Annotated in this window: 13 protein-coding genes and 1 tRNA gene; 5 read left to right on the forward strand and 9 right to left on the reverse strand. The window is 75.3% G+C overall.

Annotated features, from left to right (window positions below; translation table 11 throughout):
- Nucleotides 1–451 precede the first annotated feature (451 nt).
- Nucleotides 452–919: a universal stress protein gene (locus tag LG634_RS21900; RefSeq protein ID WP_226735611.1), complete on the forward strand. Its 468-nt coding sequence runs from the start codon at nt 452–454 to the stop codon at nt 917–919.
- Between the two features lie 93 nt (nt 920–1,012).
- Here LG634_RS21900 and LG634_RS21905 read toward each other — a convergent pair whose 3' ends face one another.
- Both LG634_RS21905 and LG634_RS21910 read right to left on the reverse strand, forming a co-directional pair.
- Nucleotides 1,013–3,130 (reverse strand): amidohydrolase family protein, encoded by a 2,118-nt coding sequence (locus LG634_RS21905; RefSeq protein WP_226735612.1) that lies wholly within the window; start codon nt 3,128–3,130, stop codon nt 1,013–1,015.
- 197 nt (nt 3,131–3,327) lie between these two features.
- Nucleotides 3,328–3,864, reverse strand: a complete 537-nt coding sequence (locus LG634_RS21910; protein WP_226735613.1) for an AAA family ATPase — start codon at nt 3,862–3,864, stop codon at nt 3,328–3,330.
- Between the two features lie 223 nt (nt 3,865–4,087).
- Between LG634_RS21910 and LG634_RS21915 the strand changes: the two genes are divergently transcribed.
- Both LG634_RS21915 and LG634_RS21920 read left to right on the forward strand, forming a co-directional pair.
- Nucleotides 4,088–4,342 (forward strand): hypothetical protein, encoded by a 255-nt coding sequence (locus LG634_RS21915; RefSeq protein ID WP_226735614.1) that lies wholly within the window; start codon nt 4,088–4,090, stop codon nt 4,340–4,342.
- Between the two features lie 280 nt (nt 4,343–4,622).
- Complete coding sequence (locus LG634_RS21920) at nt 4,623–4,832, forward strand: DUF5999 family protein (RefSeq protein WP_226735615.1); 210 nt, start codon at nt 4,623–4,625, stop codon at nt 4,830–4,832.
- A gap of 607 nt (nt 4,833–5,439) precedes the next feature.
- Here the strand turns inward: LG634_RS21920 and LG634_RS21925 are convergent.
- Entirely contained in the window at nt 5,440–7,011 is a 1,572-nt protein-coding gene (locus tag LG634_RS21925) for a S1C family serine protease (protein ID WP_226735616.1), read from the reverse strand.
- A 365-nt stretch (nt 7,012–7,376) separates the two neighbouring features.
- Here LG634_RS21925 and LG634_RS21930 point away from each other — a divergent pair.
- Together LG634_RS21930 and LG634_RS21935 are read left to right on the forward strand one after the other, a co-directional pair.
- Nucleotides 7,377–7,449 (forward strand) — tRNA-Arg (locus tag LG634_RS21930).
- Nucleotides 7,450–7,654: 205 nt separating this feature from the next.
- On the forward strand, nt 7,655–8,884 hold the full coding sequence (locus LG634_RS21935) for a L,D-transpeptidase (RefSeq protein WP_226735617.1): 1,230 nt from the start codon (nt 7,655–7,657) through the stop codon (nt 8,882–8,884).
- Between the two features lie 51 nt (nt 8,885–8,935).
- On the opposite strand, the gene LG634_RS21940 is transcribed toward LG634_RS21935, so the two are convergent.
- The 6 genes from LG634_RS21940 to LG634_RS21965 form a co-directional block, all read right to left on the reverse strand.
- Nucleotides 8,936–9,457 (reverse strand): hypothetical protein, encoded by a 522-nt coding sequence (locus LG634_RS21940; RefSeq protein ID WP_226735618.1) that lies wholly within the window; start codon nt 9,455–9,457, stop codon nt 8,936–8,938.
- A gap of 140 nt (nt 9,458–9,597) precedes the next feature.
- Nucleotides 9,598–10,767 carry a carboxylate-amine ligase gene (locus LG634_RS21945; RefSeq protein WP_226735619.1) on the reverse strand — a complete coding sequence of 390 codons (1,170 nt, stop codon included), beginning with the start codon at nt 10,765–10,767 and terminating at the stop codon, nt 9,598–9,600.
- A gap of 260 nt (nt 10,768–11,027) precedes the next feature.
- Nucleotides 11,028–11,786, reverse strand: a complete 759-nt coding sequence (lepB, locus tag LG634_RS21950; RefSeq protein ID WP_308072635.1) for a signal peptidase I — start codon at nt 11,784–11,786, stop codon at nt 11,028–11,030.
- A gap of 7 nt (nt 11,787–11,793) precedes the next feature.
- Nucleotides 11,794–13,149, reverse strand: a complete 1,356-nt coding sequence (locus LG634_RS21955) for a sensor histidine kinase (RefSeq protein ID WP_226735620.1) — start codon at nt 13,147–13,149, stop codon at nt 11,794–11,796.
- A 130-nt stretch (nt 13,150–13,279) separates the two neighbouring features.
- On the reverse strand, nt 13,280–13,930 hold the full coding sequence (locus LG634_RS21960; protein WP_226735621.1) for a response regulator: 651 nt from the start codon (nt 13,928–13,930) through the stop codon (nt 13,280–13,282).
- Nucleotides 13,931–14,110: 180 nt separating this feature from the next.
- Nucleotides 14,111–15,475 carry a D-alanyl-D-alanine carboxypeptidase family protein gene (locus LG634_RS21965; RefSeq protein ID WP_226735622.1) on the reverse strand — a complete coding sequence of 455 codons (1,365 nt, stop codon included), beginning with the start codon at nt 15,473–15,475 and terminating at the stop codon, nt 14,111–14,113.
- Nucleotides 15,476–15,644: the final 169 nt, after the last annotated feature.

Here is a 15,644-nt window from a genome sequence, read left to right on the forward strand (position 1 = left end):
GTACGGGTGGAGGTCCTCCGAAAGGACCTCCGAAAGCAGGGGGCTGCGGCATGCGGGCTGCTGCCAGGGTGGAGCCGCGCCGGACGGAGACGCCGGCAGTGCACGGGCTGACCTGTTTCACCCTCCTCCCCGGGGTGGGTCCGCCCGAGGCCCCTGGTCCGGGGCGGGCAACGGCACATCCTCGCCCCGGGATGTGCCCGCCCCGGGCCGCCTTCCCCGCCGGGTGCGGCCGGCACGGGCCGCACCCGGCGGGGAAGGCCCGTCCGCGGGTGCCCGGCTGCGGCCGCCGGGCACCCGCGGACGGGCCGGGTGCGGTGCCGGCGGCAGCCACGGACGGACCGGCGAGAGGCCCTTCCCCCGGCGTACGGGGCTGATCGGGGGATCACCGGGCAGGGTGCGCCTCCGTAGCGTGCGAAGGGTCAGCCTGACGGACTAGCGGAAGGGTCTGGCCGTGACACAGGACCTCCCCCGACGGATCATCGTGGGTCTCAGCGGATCCCTGGAGAGCTTCACCGCCCTGCACCGCGCGGTGGCCGAGGCGCGGCGCTGCGGCGCCGAGGTGCTGGCCGTGCTGGCGGTCCCGCCGACCGCGCACACGCCCGAGCAGGTCGTGGCGGAGCGGCAACTGGGCGAGCGACTGCTCAGCAGCCTGCTGGAGGACGCGTTCGGCGCGGCGGCACCGCCGGGAGTGCGGTTCTCCGCCGTGTCCCTGCTCGGCGGGGCCGGCCCGGTCCTCACCGGCGTCGCCGACCGGGAGGGCGACCTCCTCGTCGTCGGCGCCCCGCGCCGGAGGCTGCGCTTCCCCGGCACGTCGACGGCCCGGCACTGCGCGGCGCGGGCGACCTGCCCGGTGCTCGTCGTGCCGCTGCCGTTCGCCGCGGCGGTGCCCGCCGGCCCGCAGACCACCGCCACCCTGTGATGCCGGGACGCCGGGACGGACCCGCACGGCCCGACCGGTGGGGCCCGCGGTCGCGGCCGCAGGCCCCGGGACGCCGGACGCAGACCGCCGGGCTCAGGCGGCCGGCGGCATGACGTAACCCAGTACGCCCTCCCTGGTGTACGGGCCCTCGCAGTCGGGCCTGCCGGTGACGAAGTGGTCGAAGACGGACGGGATGTAGCACCGGTGGAGCGGTACGGAACCCGGGACCTGCCGGGTGTACACGTAGCCGACCGGGCCGAGGTGCTGCTGTCCCTCGCATCCCGGGTCGCGCGTCAGCAGGGAGTGGCGTGCGACCTGGCATTCGTAGAGCCGTACCGTGTCGGGGGCCGGTTCGCGGAGCACCTTCCAGACCGCCTCGTGGCTGAAGCCGGCGGGGAGGGGGCGCGAGGACGCCAGGTGCCCGTGGTGCGGCCGGTAGCCGCGCACCAGCGGCGCGAACGGCGTCCGGTGGGCGTGGCTGCCGCCCCACGTGCGCAGGTACCCCTCGGCGCCCTGCATGAGTTCGTCGACCACGTCCTGGCCGCCGGAGACCCGGATGTCCTCGATCCAGTCCGGGACGAGGCCGTAATGGGTGCCGCCGCCGTCGGCGTTGACGTCCCACACGCGGTTGCCGGTCACCTGCCGGTCCAGGACGGAGCCTCCGTCGGGGCTGCGGAACGGGTAGCGGACCGGGTTGCCGTTGGCAGCCCGGGGGCCGGGGAGCCACGCGAAGCCGTTCATGTCCGTGCCGATGCCGAAGCCCGCACCGTACGCGGCGCGCAGGGCGGCGTGCTTGCGGGTTTCGGCGATGAACGCCGGGGCCTCGTACATGTGGCCGGTGATGAAGCCGCCGAGGCGGTAGACCCGCTCGGTCCAGCCCTCGTCCATCCAGCCGTGGGTGGAGAGCACCCCGGGGTAGTGCTCGGCTTCCAGGATGCGCAGGGCCCGGTCGGCCGCCTTGACGCTCATGTGGTCGATTTCGAGCATCATGGAGCGCTTCATCATGCCGAGGACGGCGTACTCGCCGAGTGCGGTCAGGCCGCGGCGGTTGCACTGGGCCTGGAGGGCGGCGCCGTAGTCCGGCATGTCCGTGCCTTCGGGCAGGGCGGCGAGGATCCGGGCGCGGGCGGCCGCGTCGGGGCCGGTGTCGGTGTCGGCGCCGCCGTCCCCCGTGGACCCGGATGCGGCATGCGCCCCGGCCGGGGCGAGCCCCCAGCCGATCGGATTGTCGTGCTGCGCGCCGGGGCAGGGTTCGGTCTTCCAGAAGGTTCCGGTGGACAGGAACTGGCCGACGTTGATGGCCATCCCCTGGGTTCCGGAGTCGAACCTGACGCCGCACAGGGCGTTGTCGAACTTGTGGCACAGGAACATGCTGCGCACGCCGAGGCGGTGCAGTTCGTCGAGGCCCCGGTCGATGTCCTCCATGGTGCAGCGCGGCGCGTCGAGGACCTGTTTGCAGCCGAACGGCTCGGAGGTCTCGACGCCGAGCACGACGGCGAGCTTGCCCTCCTCGATGACCCGGCGGGCCTGGGCGGGTTCGGTGACGACCCGGAACCAGCCCTTGCCGGGACCGCCGTACATGCGGTCCACGTGGTCCTGGAGTTCGTAGGTCTTCTTGATCTGGAGCCGGATGGCGGTCATCTCGTCGCAGCTGCGGTCCTTGAAGAAGTACAGCGAGCAGATGACGCCGTTGGTCACCATGTCGTTGACCAGGATCCGCTGGCCGCCGCGCCAGGCGCGCTCCACCCAGGCGTAGTACGTCTGCTGGTGGGTGGCGGAGTCGTGGGCGGGCCAGTCCCGGAAGCTGGGCCAGCCGTTCGGGTCGTGGCGGCCGTCGCCGCCCTTGGTGATCATGTCGAAGAGGGCGAGGACGCCGTCGGGGTAGTGCTCGGGGCAGTCCTTGAGGGCGTCCGCCGCGCCGCCGGGCGAGAAGGCCTTGCCGCAGACCAGGCGGCCGCCGAAGCCCTCGTCCGACATCAGGTGGACGTGTGCGTCGACGTATCCGCGGACCCGGCCGCGGGCGTCGGTGCCGGTGAACGGCTCGCCCGTGACGTTGACCTGCGAGTCCGGCGCCGGCCGGGCCACCGGCTCCCACCAGGCCGGTCCCGCCGAGGCTCCGGCGGTCGCGGGGCCGAGCAGCAGGGCCAGGAGTGCGATGACTGTGCCCGATAACAGGAGTCGGCTCCTGCCGGAGGCTCTTCGCCGTTTCATTTTCCCCTCCTTCACGTCGTGTGCATGACATCGAGGAATGTGGAGAGGCGTACTCCAGATGTCAACGGCGGCGGTTGCCGACGGACCGGCAGGGGACCGGTTCGCGCCACCCGGCGCCACTCCGAAGGTCTGCACCTACGGCCGGCGCGAGCGGGAACGGCACCGCTGACGCGCCGGGCCCGGGCCCGGGGCCCCGCCTACGGGAGCCCCGCGGCCACCCTCACCACGGCCTCGGCCCGGCCGGCGGGCGGACCGGCCAGCTCCAGAACGGGCAGGTCGGGCCACGCGTCCAGCGGGTCCTCGCGGACGATCTCCAGCAGCGCGGCGTCCACGGCGGCGCGCAGCCGGGGCAGGTCGGCCGCCGGCAGGTCCCGTTCGGTCGCCGCCGTCACCGGCAGCACCACCAGGAGGTCGAGGCCCGACATGGCCGGTTCCAGCGCCTCCGCTGTCACCACGTCCTCGACGTCACGGCCGTGCGCCGCCAGGTAGGCGAGGAAGTCCACCGGCGTGCGGTCGAAGACGACGTCGCCCGCCGAGGACCGCAGGAGGCGCAGCGAGGTCTCCAGCTGCACCCGGTAGTCCTCCACGGAGGGCGGGTCTGCGAAGTCGTATCCGTCCTCCGCCAGCAGCAGGTACGGCTCCTCCACGGCCTCGTGCCCCGGCAGCAGCGCGCACAGCTCGTGCACCAGCGTGGTCTTGCCGGTGCCGTGGGTCCCGGACACTCCGATGCGCATGCGGCTCCTTCGGCCCGGAAGCGTCCGCCGCCCCGGCGGGGCCGCCGGGCGGTCCCGCCCCCGCGGGGCGAGGGTAGCCGCTCGCGGGGCGCGGGCGGCGCCTCCCGGCCGGTGCCGGGCGCGCCCGCGGGACGTTCGTCCCCCCAACGGCCGGTACGGGGTCCCCTCGAAGAGCGGTCGATCGGCCGGGTCGGATGCCGGTCCCGCGTCGTAGGGTCCGGGTATGACGCACAGCTCCCTCGACGACGTGGCGGACCGGGCCGTGTTCGCCCTGCTCTGGTTCGACCACGCCCGCGGGGAGCGCGACTGCGACGCGATGCGGCGGGCGCTCGACAGCCTGGCCGGCTGCATGCAGGACATGGGGGACGCCGCCTCGGCCGATGAGCTGCGGGCCCTGGCCGAGCGGCACCGCCGGCACGGCGGCGGCCCGTCGGCCGGGCAGGCCCTGCACCCGCGGCGGCGCCCCCGGGCACGCTGACCGGCGGACCTTCCGGGCAGCCTACGGCCCTCCCCCGGCCGCCGCGACGGAACGACCGTCGCGGCGGCCGTACGCATGCCGGGACGGTCCACGCCCCCCTTACCGAGATTGTCCACACCCCCCTCGCCGGGCCTGCCCGAAGGCTTGCACCGCGCGCCGCTGCGCCCGTCCCGTGCGGTCGGGAGACTCCGTGACCGAAGACGGGCGGGACCCGCGTCCACGCGGCACCGCCGACGCGGACCTCCGGCGCCACGGCCTGCCCCTGCGAGAAGGAAGCACGATGTGCACACATGAACCGACCTGCCCGTCGGCGCTCTCCCCGGACCGGGAGGCCGCCGTGGTCGTGGTCCGCCATCCGGAACAGGGCTGGAGCCGGCTCTGCAACGGGGTGACGCTCTTCGAGGACACCGGAGAGCTGCTCCCCGACGGCTGCCAGGTCGCTCCGTGCCGCGGGGCGGACCGCAACGCGGAGTGCAGCCATGTCGGCTGAGGCGCAGGCGGCGTTCTGCCGGGAGCTCTTCCGGTTCGAGGAGGTCGCGCGCGAGTTCACGGCCGACAACCTCCACCTGGAGCGGATCGTCCTGCGCACGAAGGGGTCGGACGGCTCCGTCGAGAACACCTTCAGCGCCCCGGAGGCCACCTTGGGCCGCGGCGAGGTGTGGCGGGTGAAGTTCCTGCTCCTCGACATCGCCTACGGGGAGCCGACCTGCGCCGTCACCCGCATCAGCACCGACCTCACCGGTGAGCGGGGGCGGCTGCACCCGGCGTGGCGGCTGGCGCTCCACGCCCGTGAGTCCGGCTTCCGTGAGCCGCTGCCGCTCGGCGCCGTCGACGGGGCCCATGCGGCGGTCGTCGCGTACGGCCTGGAGTGCTTCCGGCCGAACCTGGCGAAGTGCCGCGCCCTGTGGGGCAGCCTCCCCGCGTCCGAACGCGCGCTGCTGTCCGCCGATGTCGCCGAGGTGATGACGGCGGTCTGCGAGCGGCTGAACGCACTGGAGGGGGCGTTCTCCGCCGTGGAGCACGCCTCGTGGGTGCTGCAGACCGCGGAGCACTCGGCCCGGATGCGTACGGCGATCGTGATCGTACGGGTGCCTGCGTCAGGCCTGCGTCATGCGCGCGCCCAGGACGACCATGACGGTGTGGGTGCGGCCCTCGCGCACGTACTGGACGACGGCCTTCTCGTGGGGGCGGTGCGACCAGACCGCACTCATCAGGGCGGGTGCGTTGGCGACCGTGCGGCCGTCGATCGCGGTGATCACGTCACCGGGGCGCAGGCCCGCCCGGTCGGCCGCGCCGCCCGCCACGACGTCCGGGCCGCCGTCCTTCGCGTCCGAGATCTGCACACCGGTGCCCGTGTAGTGCGGGTTCACCCGGAAGCCGAGCTGTGCGTATTCGGCCGCGCCGTGTTCGATGATGCCCTCGGCGACCCACTTGGCCTGGTTGATGGGAATGGCGAAGCCCAGCCCGACGCTGCCGGCGGGGCCGCCGTCGGGCGACGTCACGCCGGTGATCGCGGAGTTGACGCCGAGCACATGGCCGGCCTCGTCGATCAGCGGCCCGCCGGAGTTGCCGGGGTTGATCGGGGCATCGGTCTGGAGGGCGTTGAGGTACGCGGTCGCCGAGCCGTTCTGGGTGGTCACCGGCCGGTTGAGCGCACTGAGGATGCCGGAGGTGACGGTCCCCGGCAGGTCGAACGGGGCACCGGCCGCGACCACCGGCTCGCCGATGACCGCCCGGTCCGAATTGCCGAGGGTGAGCGGCGGCGGGGTGCGGTGCTTCCCGTCGAGCCTGATGACTGCGATGTCGTAGCCCTTGGCTGCTCCGACCACCGAGGCACGGCAGGTCCGGCCGTCGGAGAAGGTCACGGTGAGCTTGGTCGCCGGCCGGCCTTCGGGGTCGACCACGTGGGCGTTGGTGAGGATGTGACCGGAGTGGTCGAAGAAGAAGCCGGTGCCCACCGCCTGTACGCCCGGGCGGTCCGACTGGATCGTCACGGTGCTCCGCAGGGCCTCGGCTGCCACGTGCGGCACCGGTCCGGCGCCCTGGGGCCCCGCATCGCCCGCGAAGGCGGTGGAGCGCAGGCCGATGGTGGCCTCGACCCCGGAGGCCAGGGAGCCGGCCACGCCGCCGACGACACCGGCGAGCAGGGCGGCGCCCGCACAGGCGGCGACCAGGTGGCGGGTCCGGAACGTCCGGCCCGGCCGGGGTGCGGGCTCCGGAGCAGGAACGTTCCCCGTGCTCCCCGCGTACCAGGCGGCGGCCTGCGGGCTCGTGTACCAGACGGCACCGGGTCCGGCGGGGGGCTCCGACGGGGCCGCCGCCTCGGGGGCGGGCTGGTCCGTCGGCTGCCCCTCGGGGGCGGCCGGTTCCGATGCCCGGCTCTCGGCGGCGGGCCGCTGCGGTGCGGCCGGGGCCTGCTCGGGGGTGGGGGCCGGGGCAGATGCCTCCTCGGGGGCCGGGGCAGGGGTCTGGTCCGCGGCAGGGGCCGCGGACCCGTCCTTGGCCTCGGCCGCCTCCTCGGCGGCTGCCTCCACCGGGTGCCCTGCCTCGCCAGCCGGGGCGGGGCCGGCGGCCTGCGCCCGGTTTTCGGTGCCCGGGGCCGGCTCCGGCGTGGTCGGCGCCTGCGTCTCAGGGGACTGCGGCGCCTGCTTGTCTTCGGACGTGCTCACCGGGACCTGCCTTCCTCGGCCCGCGGGGCGGGCACGGCGGTGGGGATACGTCCTCAGCGTGCGGCGGAGGCGTTGCCCTTTCGTTCCCCCGGCCGGTGGACCGGACCGGTGGAGCGGGCACTCCCCCGGCGTCGGACGCAACGACGGTCCGGCGGCACTGAGGCGGGTACGCCCATGCCCGGGGAGACCGACGACGCACAGCGCCGCCGGGCCCGCGGAACCGCACGCCGCGCCGCCGCCCGGCCGTTCACCGCCGCCGGCGGCGGCCGCGGCAGCGGTCCACACCCGGACGGACGGGCGCCGCCCGGTCGGTAGCCTGGCGCGGTGCCGGGATCCGCCTCCGCAGCAGGGGCATCCGCCGGCCCGCCCCCGTAGCTCAGTGGACAGAGCAGGTGCCTTCTAAGCACTTGGCCGCAGGTTCGAGTCCTGCCGGGGGCACGGAGGTGCGGGCGCTCCCTTCCGGGGTGCCCGCACATCCTTGCGGGCGCGACGGCTTCGGGTGCCGGCACCGGTTCGGTCCTCCGATCGGGGGAGCCTGCGGAGACCGGCAGCGGGGCCGGCGGTACGAGGTTCCCGGCGTGCGGCGCGGACACGATGGCGGGGCAGCACGTGGACCCGTATCCCAGAGCCCCGGAGCCGATCGATGAAGAAGCCCTCACGCACCACGACGGTCTGCCTGGTGGCGGGGGTGTGCGCCGCGGCCGCGGCCGGTGCCCTTGCACTGCCGGACTCGGCCGGAGGGGAGGCCGCACCCGTCCCCGCCGTGGCGGCACCCCGGATCTCGTTCGGTCTTCCCGAGGGGACGACCGGGGTGCTGCCGTCGCAGAGCGCGTCCGTGTCCGTGGCCGGCGGAAGGCTCGATGCGGTGACCCTGCGGCCCGCGCCGGACGGTGCCGGGCAGGAGGGCACGCTCTCGCCCGACGGGAAGCACTGGACATCCGGGGGCACGCTCGCCCTGGACACCACGTACACGGTGCACGCCGTGGCCCGGGACGCCGCCGGGGACCGGGTCAGCGAGGACTCCTCGTTCACGACCCTGCCGGCGTCGGACGTCCTGCGGGTCACCACCGTGCCGGCCGCGGCCAAGGGCACGCCGACGGTGGGCGTGGGCATGCCGGTGTCCCTGACCTTCAACAAGCCCGTCCGCGACGAACGGGCCGTCCAGAAGGCGGTCACGGTCACCTCCAGCAGCGGGCAGCAGGCGGTCGGGCACTGGTTCGGCCGCACCCGGCTGGACTTCCGGCCCGAGACGTACTGGGAGCCCGGCGCGAAGGTCCGGGTCCGGCTGGCGCTCGACGGAGTCGAAGCGGCCCCGGACGCCGTCGGCATCCGGGACCGTACGTTCGGCTTCGACGTGGGCCGGTCCCAGATCTCGACCGTCGACGCCGCGGACTCGACGATGACCGTGGTGCGCTCCGGCCGGCTCCTGCGGGAACTGCCGGTGTCGGCCGGATCTCCCGACCACGCCACCTACAACGGCACGATGGTGATCTCGGCGAAGGAGCTCACGACCCGGATGAACGGTTCCACCGTCGGTCTGCTCGACGAGGACGGGAAGCCGGCGTACGACATACCGGACGTGCCGCACGCGATGCGGCTGAGCCGGTCGGGGACCTTCGTCCACGGCAACTACTGGGCCGCGGAGAAGGTGTTCGGCACGGTCAACACCAGTCACGGCTGCATCGGGCTCCAGGACGTGAAGGGCGGCGGGGACCCCGGCGCCCCGGCCGCGTGGTTCTACCGGAACTCGCTCCTCGGCGACGTGGTCGTGGTCAAGGACTCCGTGGGCGGCGGCACGATCAGGCCGGACAACGGGCTGAGCGACTGGAACCTGTCCTGGTCGCAGTGGAAGGAGGGCTCGGCGCTCGGCTGAGCGGTCCGGGGGACCGGCAGCGCCGGGCCTGACGGCCGTGGGACACGGCCGTCAGGCCCGGCGGCGTGCTGCGATCAGCAGGGCGGCTCCGATGCAGAGGGCGCCGGCCGCGCCCAGGGCCAGCCACGGAAGGTGGGCGCCCGAAGGGGGACGGTCCTGATCGGCGTCCGGCCGGTCAGGGGTATCGCCGCCGGGGCCGCTGCCCGGGGCGTCGGAAGCACCGGAAGCGGAGTCGTCGGCGCCGGCCTCCCGGGTGTCGCCGTCGGCGTCGGACCCCTCGCCGGCGCCGGATCCGTCATCGGGATCGTCCGGGGCCGGCCCCGCAGGGCGTCCGCCCGGCGACCCGAGTCCGGCGGGCCACGTGCCCTCAAGAGAGCCGGAGACGACGGTGGAACCGTGGAGGGCGGGCTGCGCCGCGGCCGCGGCATGAACGGTCCGCCCCGCGGCCGGGGGCATGGATCCGGCCTGCGCCGCGTTCGCGTGCTGGAGGGCGAAGGCAGACAGGAGTGCGGCCGTTGCGGCCGCGCCCACCATCGCCCGGTGCCGGGCGTCCTGCTGTCCCCGTCCCGTCATTCTGCTGCGCCCTTTCGCCCCGTACCTCACGGAACACCGCGTTCCGTGAGGTCACTCTGGCGGGGCCGGGCGCCGGTGCCACGAGGCCGGCGGACAGCCGTACGGGCAGTCCGCCGGCGGGGCCGGGAACCGTGCGGTCCTCAGCAGGCCTCGGTTTCGTCGGCGAGGTGGCGCAGGACGTCGGCGGAGGACCAGCGCCGGGCGAAGACGGCGCGCTGGCGGGCGGCGGACGAGCCGTCGCGTACCAGGCGCCTCAGGGTCCGGGCGACGTGGTCGTAGTCGCCCGCCGCCTCCAGTTCGGGGCCGACCAGGTCGACGAGCCGCCAGGCCAGAGTGGCGGAGGGGACGTCGGCGCCGGTGAACGGGTCGATCCCGCAGCCTTCGAGGCCCTCGCGGGCGGCCCGCCAGCGGGCGAGCCCGAGCAGCCGGTCGGAGACGGCGGGCCCGGCGTGCGGCTCCGGGTCCCCGGCGAGGGCGTGCAGCGCGAGCGCTCTGGCCAGGGCCGCCTGGAGGAGGGCGGAGTCGAGGTCGGGCGACATGTCGGGGGCCCGCAGTTCGAGGGTGGGCCAGTTGCTGCTCGGCCGCAGGTCCCAGTAGACCATTCCCCGGTCCAGAGCGGCCCCGGTGTCGAGCAGTTCGCGCACCGCGCGGTCGTACGCGGCCGTCGAGGGGAAGTGCGGCGGCAGTCCCGCCGAGGGCCAGGCGGACCAGTTGACCGTGCGCCAGCTCGCGTGGCCCGTGTCGCGTCCGTTCCAGAAGGGCGAGGCGGCGGCCAGCGCGATGAAGGCGGGGACGTACGGGCGGATCCGGTTGGAGAGCCGGACGGCGTCGTCCTTGGTCACGGCGCCGACGTGCACGTGCCGCCCGCATCCGACGAGGCTGTCGGTGAGGGTGCCGAACAGCGCCTTCCGGGTGCGCCTGCGCTCCTGGTCCAGGTTCAGGTCCATCGGGGACGGCGGGGCGAGCACCGGGGAGGCGGCGGCGACGAGGCGGCACCCGTGGGCGCGTGCGGCCTCCGACAGGAGCCGGCGGGCGCCGGCGAGGCTGCCGCGCAGCCCGGCGAGGGTGTGGTGGACCGGGGTGGCGGTCTCGACCTGGTAGCAGGTGCCCTCGCCGTGCACGGGGTGCCCGGCGGCCGCGACGTCGGCCAGGATCCGGGGCGCGGCCGGGACGAGCTGCCAGGTGCGGGCGTCGACGAGGAGGTACTCCTCCTCGACCCCCAGCGACAGCGTGGGCGGGGCGGGCTCGATGGCCGGGACCGGCAGCGGGGGTGCGAGGGACGCGGGGCGGGGCCGGGACAGGGGGGACACGGGCAGCGTGGTCGCGGTGCCGGTGGCCGGCAAAGACGACAGAGTTCTGGCGTTCAACGCATTCTCGCCAATCGAACGGGCCGGTACGGCACGGCTTGTGGCGTCCGGCCGGCCGATGGACCGGTCTCACGCCGCGACAGGGGGCTCCGGCAGACGGGGCTCCGGGGAGCGGCGTTGCTGCGGGAACACCCCTCCATGCTCCTGCGGGCCGGGGCGGTGGTCGTCCGCCGATCAGCGGACGCGTGCGGGGGACGGGCCGGTCACAGGGACCGCCAGTGCGCAGTGGGCCAGGCGACCGCGAGGGCCGTGCCGACGACGGAGTCCTGCGGAATCGTCCCGCCGTGGCCGTCGTCGAGGTGGACCCGCGAGTCCGCCGAGTTGCCCCGGTTGTCGCCGAGGACGAACAGCCGGCCGGCGGGCACCGTGACGCGGAACGGCCGGTGCGCCCCGGCGGGCCGCTCCGGCGCGCCCTGCGGCGGATCGACGGGCTCGCCACCGACCAGGATCCGCCCGGACGTGTCCCCCTCGACGGTGTCGCCGCCCACCGCGACCACGCGTTTGACCAGCGTCCGGCCGTCGTCCGCGGGGACGAGTCCCAGTGCGGTGAGCCAGCCCTTGCCGGGGAACCCGGACCGCTCGCCGGGCGCCGTCCTTGGCCCCCAGCCGCCGGGGTCGGTGAAGACGACCACGTCGCCACGGGCCGGGGCGTCTCCCGTCCACGGCGAGAAGGTGTCCACCAGGACCCGGTCGCCGATGCGCAGCGTCGGTTCCATGGACGCCGAGGGGATGACGAATGCCTGTACGGCGAAGGTCTTGACCAGCAGGGTGAGCAGAACGCTGCCGGCGAGGGCCCCGGCGATGCGGCGCGGAGCGCGGCCGGCCCGGCGGCGGCGGACGCGGCGGGCCAGCCGGCGCCGCTCGGCACGGCTGCGCGGTGCCGGCGGGTCCGGGCTTGCGGTGGCGGGACCGGGCCCGCCGCGGCGCCGGGTGCCCGTGCCGGACGAGGAGAAGACACGCACGGCGGCCCTACCCGCCGGTCGGGCGCCGGTCGGCGTCGTGGGCCCGGTCGGCCGCTGCGGGGAGTGCGGACGTGCCGGCGGGCCGCGACACGGGCGGGAGGGTGATCGTCACGGTGGTGCCCCCGGTGCCGGAGGTGATCGCCATGGCGCCGCGGACCGCCTCGATCCGCACGCGCTGGGAGGCCAGGCCGATGTGCCCGCTCAGCAGCTTGCTGCGGGGTTCGCCGGGGGCGATGCCGCGGCCGTCGTCCCGGACCTCCAGTCGCCACACGCCCGCGTCGTCGGCGAGCGAGACCCAAAACCGGGTGGCCTCGGCGTGCAGCACCACGTTGTTGAGGAGTTCCCGGGCCGCGGTGAACACGATGGCCTCCCGCGGGTCGGGCGGCCCGGCGACGTGGCCCACGGTGACGTGACATTCGCCTTCCAGTCCGGCGCGCTCGGCCGTGGTCCCCGCGAGCAGGTGCAGGACGTGGCCGATGCCCTTGGCCTCCAGCATCAGGGGGTGGAGTTCGGCGGTCAGGTCGCGCAGCTGCCGGGAGATGTCGAGCAGCCGCACGCGGGCGGTCGCCACGGCATCCGGCCCGGCGAGGCGCTGTGCCGTCCCCAGTTCCAGGCGTACGGCCAGCACCGACTGGAGCGGTCCGTCGTGCAGGAGTTCGGCCAGGGCGGCTCGCTCGCGTTCCTCGGCGCTCATGACCTCGGCGAGCAGCTGTGCGCGCTCGCGGGTGAGGCGGTGGATCCGGTCCAGGCGCTCCTGCTGCTGCCGCGCCACGACCAGGCAGGCGCCGCAGGTCAGCAGCAGGAAGGCCAGGACCGCGACGGCGCTCTCCTCGACGGTGCGCCCGCGGAGCCGGTCGTCCCAGGCGAGCAGGGCGGCGTATCCGGCGAGGCCGGTGGCGGCGAGCGCGGCGGTCTGCCGTACGGGCAGCTGGAAGCCCGCGGACATGGGAACGAGGAACACGGCCAGGGCGAGCGCCGGGGTGCCGTCCGACATCAGGGCGAGACCGACGACCAGGGCGAGGTCGGCCCACAGCATCACGGCCGCGAACCGGGCGGCCGGACGCAGCAGCGGCACGAGCCGGCGGCCGATCGTGGTGGCGGCCAGGGCCAGCAGTCCGTATCCGGCGAGCACGGCGGTCTCGGTGGCCGGGGGCAGGTCCCCGCCGGGGGGCTGCGCCGCGGCCACCGCGAGCACGACGAGGAAGCCGAGCCTCAACCAGGCCGCGATGCGGTGGAGGTCCGCCCGGTACGAGGTCTGGACGTCTGCGAGCTCGCCGACCGGACGGACGGTGCCCGCAGGCTCGGAGGGGGGCGCAGCGCGCGTGCGGGCCGCCGTCGCGGCTCCGTGGGGTGCGGGTTTCACCGGCGTGTCCATGATGTGGGGGACGTCGACGGTCCGTCGGCACACGCGCGCGCGTGCCGGCCGTACGACGCAGGCGGCGCGGGATGGTCGGAGGTGGCGGCCCGCGGTGGGGGGAGCGCCCGGGGCGGCACTAATCGAGGATCCCGCGGCGCATGGCCTCCGCCACCACGGCGGCCCGGCCGGACACCCCCAGCTTGTCGCAGATGTGCTGGATGTGGGTCTTGACCGTCGAGGGCGCCAGGAACACGGTGCGGGCGATGTCCGGGGTGGACATGCCGGAGGCCAGCATCCTGAGGATCTCCGTCTCCCGCTGCGTGAGGTGCGGGTCGCGGGCCTCGGTGCGGGTGCGGATCTCGGAGATCAGCCCGGCGGCCAGACGCGGCGGCAGGACGGGGTCGCCCCGGTGGCAGGCCTTGACCGCGTCGACGATCTCGTCGGGCTCGGCCTCTTTCGTCAGGTAGCCCCAGGCGCCGTCCCTGAGTGCCTGGTAGACGGTCGCGTTCTCGGTGAATGCGGAGAGGATCAGCATCTTGGTGGCCGAACCCGATTCCGTTGCGGTGCGGGCGACCTGGGCGCCGTCGAGGCCGGGGAGCCGGTGATCGAGCACGGCGACATCGGGTTCGACCTCCATGATGGCCGACAGGGCCTCCTTGCCGTCCTGGCAGACCCGGACGACGTCCAGGCCTTCGTCGGCTTCCAGCTCCCGGCACACGCCCTGGCGGTAGACGGGATGGTCGTCGGCGACGAGGACACGGATCGCCGTCCGTGGTGTGCTGGTCATGTGGGGGGCCTCTCTGGGGTGATGAGGTCCCATCCTGTACGCGGGCACCGGGGTCCGGAGGAGGCGGACGGGCACGGTTTGAGGTGATGTGAATGCGGCCTTTAGGGGGATTGACTTCCACCCCAGGGCGGTCTAAATGCGCAGGTCGAGGGCCGGACAGGTCGCGCGCCGCCCCGCCCGTCAGCGCAGCAGGAAGCGGGGCAGCAGGGCCGCCGGGCCGGGGAGGAACACGGGAGGGGTGGGCAGCCGGGGCAGCCGCTCGGCCGTGACGAGACCGACGCCCGCACCGGCTCCGCCCGCCGGACCCCCACCGGTGGCCGCGGTGCCCTCCGGGCCTGCGGGAGCGGGCGGCCCGGCGGCCGCGGCGGAGCCGCCCTCCTCCGGCGCCGGCACGAGCCCGGTGAGGAGGAGCCGGGCGGCCTCGCTGCCGGCGGGCGCCCCGTCGGCGGGGGCGGCCCCGGGCTCGACGGTCAGGTGCACCGTCGAGCCGGGCGGTCCGGTGACCGAGAGCGCGTCCGCGGCGCGCAGGGCGATCCGGTGGCCGGACGGGCCGCGCAGCCAGGCGAGCACCTCGCCCTTGCGGACGACCGGGGCGGTGACCAGTGCGTGGTCGGTCCCGGTGAGCAGCCGGCGGACGGGTGCCGTCAGCGTCGAGGTGCGCGGCTGGCCCAGGACTGCGCCCACCACGAGCCGGTCCCGCCCGGCGATGTCGCGGTGGGCGGCGAACACCAGGTTCCGCCCGGCGGCCCGGGTGGTGCCGGTCTTGCCGGCGAAGACTCCGTAGCGGCCCAGCACGGGATTGGTGTTGGCATGGGCCCGGCCGTGCACGTCCGTGTAAGAGGCCCCGGCGAGGGTGCCGAACTCCGGTGTCTTCAGGGCCGCCACCAGCAGCCTGACCTGGTCGGCCGCGGTGCTGACGGTGGTGGGGGCCAGGCCGCTCGGGTCGGTGTACCGGGTGTGCCGCATGCCCAGCCGATGGGCCGTGCTGTTCATGTCGGCCACGAAGGCGGCCCGGTCCGGGCCGTACCAGCGGGCCATTTCGTCCGCGACGTTGTTCGCCGAGGCCGCGAGCAGCGCGGACAGCGCCTGGCGCTCGGTCAGCCGCTGCCCCTTGAGCAGGGGTACGACCGATTCGGACCGGGCCGCACGGGCGCGGTGGCGGGCGGCCTCCTCGGCGGACACGGTGAACGACGGCCCGGGACGGCCGGGCCGCAGCGGGTACCGGTTCAGGAACACGTACGCCGTCATGAGTTTGGCGGTGCTGGCCGTCGGTACGGGTACCTGGCCCGGGGAGGCGGTCTCGCCGGCGCCGGCGATCCCGAGGGCCGCCTGGCCCGCCGCGGGCCAGGCGGGCTGCACCGGCGCTCCGGGCAGCGTCCGCGTCAGCGGGGCGGCGGCCGAGGGGCGCGCGAACAGCACCAGTGACAGGGCGACTGCGGCGGTGCAGAGCACGGCGATCACTGCGGGCCCGACGGCCAGGAGGCGGCGCCGTCCCGCCGACGGCCGGGGGCCGGGGCGAGGGGGACGGGCGGATTCACTGGGCATACGGGTCTCCTGGGTCGGTCCGCCCCGCCGGGGACACGGCGGGGTCGGGGCGTGCGCGAGTGGCACCGGACGCGCGGGCCGCGGGCGGGGCCGTCGGCGCGGGGTCCGGTGGCGGCGGATCCGCCCGGGCATCGGGCACTGCCACCGTCCGCCGCGTCCCCGGCCGGGC

The sequence above is a fragment of the Streptomyces bambusae genome, assembly GCF_020532645.1.
In the GTDB taxonomy this organism is placed as follows: Bacteria; Actinomycetota; Actinomycetes; order Streptomycetales; family Streptomycetaceae; genus Streptomyces; species Streptomyces bambusae.